At 63.1% G+C, this 5,517-nt stretch carries 1 protein-coding gene; it reads right to left on the minus strand.

The features are described 5' to 3' along the window. Positions 1 to 5,517 (minus strand): beta strand repeat-containing protein (locus ACQ4WY_RS28160; protein ID WP_436506912.1); only part of this gene is annotated, 5,517 nt, incomplete at both ends.

Genomic DNA, 5,517 nt, shown 5'->3' on the forward strand with positions numbered 1-5,517 from the left:
CCGAGGTCTGCAGCATGTCGACAATTGCGCCCCCAGCCGCGCTGGTGCCGCCCTTGACTCCGCCTGCTCCAGTCGCCGAGGGCAAAGTGTAGGTCTTTCTTTCATAAACCTGGTTGATGATGTCTTTGGAACGCTTCTCAACCGGTTCGTATCTCATCGTGACTGGTTGGTTGATAAAGCCGCCGGATGGCCCCGAAGGCACATACAGGTAGTTCGTGACCGTTCCCGTTTCTTGGAAGTAGGTTTCCAGCTCCAGCACCGGATTGACGAGGGTCGTTCCTAGCACTGTCAGCTTGCCTCCCGTAATAACGTGACTTTGCTGATTGAGCGCATCATATGAATGCATTGTCAAATTACCACCCGCGACCAGCTTTGCTGCATCGGAGGCAACAACAGTATCTTTGCGGAAAGTACGAGTAATTTCGTATTTTTTATATTCTTTCTGCGCAATCCCATTGATGACGGGATAACCGTTGCTAAAGGAGAAATTGGGATCACCTGAACGATAACGCTTATCCGCGTCCCCTGCCCCCAATACGGAATACTCAACCACTGTTTCAGATCCGCTATCGAGTTTCTCGATACGGAATGGCACATTCAAGTTCCGGAACTGCCCCGCAGCCAAATCCAAATTTCCCAGCGCCTCGATCGTTGCGCTAGCATTCCTCACCGATTCCGCCCAGCCCGTGGCGATGCGGTTGCCGTCCAGGTAGCCGCCGATGGCCATGTCGCCTCCGCTGAAGATCAGGCCGTGTTCGCGGTTGTTGAGTGTAGTCACGCCGATATCGAGGCGGCTGCGCGCCGCGATGGTGGCTGCCACACCGCCTTCCACGTCATTGTTAACGATGCCACCACCGATGCTCAGGTGATCGCCATAGATACGGCCCGTGCCCACGTTGTTCAGCGTTCGCACGTTCAGTTCCGTGTTGATGCCATCGATCACGCCGCGGTTATTCAATACGCCACCGACATTGACGCGCGTCGTGCCCGCGTTGATGTCGCCCGTGGCCGTGTTATCGAAATTGGCCGCGCCCAGGTTCAGGGTGCTGCGTGCCTGGATTTTCCCTGCATTGGTCAGCAATCCGCCGATGGCGATATCCGCGTTGCCGTTGGCCATGATCTCGGCGCCTGCGTTCAGCGTAAAATTGCCGGCCAGGTCCAGCGCCAGATCCTTCTGTGACAGCACCTTGCCGTCGCCGCTCAGGCTGCCCGCACGGATGTCGGTGCGCTGGCCGCCGATGATGGTGCCGCCCGAGTTGGTAACGGCCAGCCCGCGGCCAGGGCCGCTATCGTGCAGCGCCAGCGCGCCGCCGGCACTGAGCATGCCCAGGGTATTGTTGATGTTGCCCGCGCTGTTGAGCGCCAGGTTGCCATCCGCGCGCACCGCGCCTTGCACATTGCTGACGTTGGCGCTGTTCAGGGTCACATGGACGCCTTCGATGCCCTGGTTGGCGCCCAGCGTGTTGGCATTGTCGACTCCGCCGCCCGTCAGCGTGACGGCCGCGCCGGAGCGGATCAAGCCTTGCTGGTTGTTAACGCTGCCGCCACCCGCGTTCAAGCCGATATTGCCCAGCACCTGGATTTGCCCGCCCTGGTTTTGCAAGCCGCTCAGGACCAGATCCAGCGCCGACTTGCCGACGACCTGCCCGCCACGGTTATCCAGCTGGCCCACGCCGCCCGTGATGTTGCCTGCCGCGCCCAGATAGCCACCCGCATTGTTCCAGCTGCCCGTTTGCAAGCTGAGGCCGGCACCGCTGCTGATGCCACCGGCACTGCCAGGATGGCGCACGGCATACGCGCCCGCATTGGTGTTGAGCAAGGCGTTGCCGTGCGTGTCGATGACCATGGCGCCGCCCGACTGCAGCAAGCCGCCATCATTGTTCAGGATGCCCGTCTGCAAGTTAACGGTTCCCGTGCCCGCCAACGTGCCCTGCGTGTTGTTGAAGAGCTGGCCATGCGTGTCGAGCGTGACGTTCGCGCCCGCAATGGTGCCTTGCACGTTCGACATGCCGCCATTGCGCAAGATGATGTCGCCACCCGCTTGCAGGGTGCCGCCATTGTTGACGGTCGCGCCGGTAGAGATCATTTGCAACTGGCCCTGTACCGAGGCCAGCTTGCCGCCGGCGCTGTTGTCGACGCTGGCCGCGTTCACAGTCATATTGCCCGTAGCGGCCAGCAAGCCGCCCGCATTGTTCAATGCCTGCGCCACGTTCGCCGTCAGCTGCCCGCCCGCCGTGGCGCTGCCGCCCTGGTTCAGCAGGCTGCCAGCGCCCAGCACGACACTGCCGCCACCAGCGATGGCGCCGCCATGGCTGTTGTCCAGCACGTTGTTCGCGGTCACCGTCAGATTGGCCGTGCCGGCCGCCTGCAGCTTGCCGCCCTGGTTGTTCAGGCTCGGCGCAACAATCGTCGTGTTGCCATTGCTGGCGATCGTGCCGCCGTGATTGTCCAGACTGGTCGTCAGTTGAATACTGGTATCGCCTTTGCCCAGCTGCGTCAGGTTGCCGCCAGCATTGTCCAGGGTGCTACCCGTCACGCTCAGTTGCTGCGCGATGGTGCTGGCGTTGCGGTGGTCGATGACATCGGCTGTGACGACCAGGGCGCCATTGCCCGTGATCTGGCCGCGCTGGTCGTTCAACTGCGTGGCTTGCAGGCTCAAGGTACCGCTGCCAGCATGTTCGATCTTGCCATCCGTATTCGTCAGGGTGGCTGCCTTCAGGGTCAAATTGGCGCTGTTGACGGCGATGCGGCCGCTCGTGTTGTCCAGCACGCCCGCTGGCGATGTCAACTCGATGACGGTGTTGCCCGTGCCCGTTTGCACGATGCTGCCTTGCTGGTTGTTCAGGTTGGCCACACCAACAGCCAGCTGGCCGGCGCTGATATCGCCGCGCTGGTTGTTCCAGGTCTGGCTATTCGCACCGGCCTTAATCGTCACGGCGCCCGGCGTGGTAACCACAGCGCCGCTGGTGCTGACGTCTCCCACGCTGGCCGTCAGGCTGATATTGCCAGCACTGCTGCGGCTGCCGCCGAGGTCGACACTGCCGCCGCCCAAGACGGCATTGCCTGCCGCCAACACCTGACCATGGGCACCCAGCGCCTGCTGCGCCGTGACCTGCAGATTGCCGCTGGCCTGCAAACTTCCATCGGCTTTCACACCCGCGCCGATCAGGCTGGCCGCGCCGCTGTTGATGCTATTGGCGCTGATCGTGTTGTTGCCCTGGGCCAGGATCACGCCGGCATTCTCCAACGCTCCGCTCACCTTCAGCACCTGTTCTCCGCCGGCAAACAGGCTGCCGCTGTTGCGCACGCTGCCCGCCGTTGTCGTCAGATTGCCGCTGGCAACGATGCTGCCCTGTTCATTGAGCAGTTCGTCCATGCTCAATTGCGCATTGCCGCCCGCTGCCTGCAATTGTCCCAGGGTATTGTCCACCTTGCCGCCGGCCACTGTCAGGTCGCGCCCGGCAATGATCACGCCGCTGGTATTGTCCAGCTTGGCCGTCGCCGCCACATTGACGTCCTGCGCGGACGCAATACGGCCATGGTCGTTGAGCAACTCGCCCGTTTCCACGCGCACATTGCCGTTCGCTTCGATCTTGCCGCCGCTATTGTCCAGGCGCGTGCTGGCCAGCACTGTTGCCGCACTCGTACCCAGCTGCGTGATCTGTCCCTGGCGATTATCGAGGATGCCGGCAGAGACGTTCACCTGCTGCGCCAGCAGGCTGGCGTTGCGGTGATCGATGTAATCGGCCGCCACGCCCAATGCGCCGTTGCCCGTGATCTGGCCACGCTGGCCGTACAAATTCGTCGCGCGGATCGCCAGCGTGCCCGTACCTGCATGTTCGATCTTGCCATCCACATTCATCAAGTCGCCCGCCTGCAGGCGCAGATTGGCGCTGTTGACGGCGATGCGCCCGCCCGTATTGTCCAGCTTGCCCGTTTCGATGACCGTATCGCCGGCGCCCGTCTGTATCAAGGTGCCCTTGGTATTGTCCAGGTTGGCAACGCGCAGGGCCAGCTGCCCGGCGCTCAGGCTGCCGCCCTGGTTCACCAGTGCCTGCCCGTTCGCGGCATTCGCCGTGATGGCCAGCAAGCCATTGGTCGACACGACCGCCTTGCTGGTCGTCACATTGCCCGTCAAGGCCGTCAAGCCGATGTTCGCCGCGCTGGTCTGGCTGCCGCCCACATCGACCGATGCGCCCGTCAATTGCAGCTGGCCGGCCGTCATGTTCTGGCCACCGGCTTGCAAGGCGCCACGGGCCGTCACCGTCAGATCGCCAGCCGAGGCAAAGCTGCCATCGGCGCGCATGCCTGCCGCCAGCAATCCATTACCGCTCAGACTGCCCGCCGTGATCGTCGTATTGCCCAGGGCAGCCAGCGAGCCCGTATTGCTCAGCAAGCCACCGATATCCAGACTCTGGTTGCGCCCCGCATATAGCACGCCAGCGTTCAGCACATCGCCGCTGACCTTGGCCGTGATATCCGTGCCCGCGCTGAGCGTGCCTTGCGCATTGCGCACGCTGGCCGCGTCCAGGCTCAGAGCGCCAGTGCCTGCCTGCAGCAAGCCGCGCGTGTTGTCGATGGCGCCGCCCAGGTGCAAATCGGTCGCCGCCGCGATCACGCCGTCTGTATTGACGAGCGCGCCGGTGCTGACGATGTCGGCGGACGTTGCCGATGTGATTTTGCCCTTGGTATTGTCCAGGCTGCCGGTCTGCACCAACAACACGCCATTGCCGGCGATTTCACCACTCGTATTGTCGAGCAATCCTGTGACGGCGACTGTCATGCCGCCCGCGCCCGTCTGCAGCAAATGGCCGCCCCGGTTGCTCAGGCTGTCAGCCTGCACGCTCAGGGATCGCCCCGTGGTGGTCGCGTTGGCGTGGTCAAACAGACCCGCCTTGAGATCGATGGCGCCATTGCCGATGATGCTGCCGCCGGCACCCTGCAAGCTCGCCGCCGTGATGGCCAGAGTGCCTGCACCCGCATGCTCGATCTTGCCACCCGCATTCGTCAAGGTGGCCGCACCCAGGGTCAGGTGATTGCTATTGACGGCGATGCGCCCGGCGCTGTTGTCCAGCTTGCCCGTCTGGATGACGGTGTCGTCCGTGCCCGTCTGTATCAGTGTGCCCTTGGTATTGTCCAGGTTACCCACGTGCAGATCGAGTTGGCCGGCGCTGAGTTGCCCTTCTGTATTGCGCAAGGTATCGTGCGCATGGATCGTCAAGGCGCCGGGCGTGCTGACCACGGCTTTCTGTGTGCTGACGTCGCCCGCGGTTGCCGTCAAAGCAATGCTGGTCGCACTGGTCTGACTGCCAGACAAGTCCACGCTGGCGCCTGTCAGGGCCGCCTTGCCCGCCGCCAGATTCTGGCCATGCGCGGCCAGCGTTTGTGTAGTGCTGATCGTCAGGTCGCCAGCCGTGCCCAGCTTGCCATCGGCCTGCATGCCCGCACCGATCAGGCTGCTTGCGCCGCTGTCGAGGCTGTTGGCTGTCAGGCTGGTGTTGCCCTGTGCCGCGATCA

It is taken from the genome of Janthinobacterium salmonicoloratum (genome assembly GCF_051380845.1).
In the GTDB taxonomy this organism is placed as follows: domain Bacteria; phylum Pseudomonadota; class Gammaproteobacteria; order Burkholderiales; family Burkholderiaceae_D; genus Janthinobacterium; species Janthinobacterium lividum_F.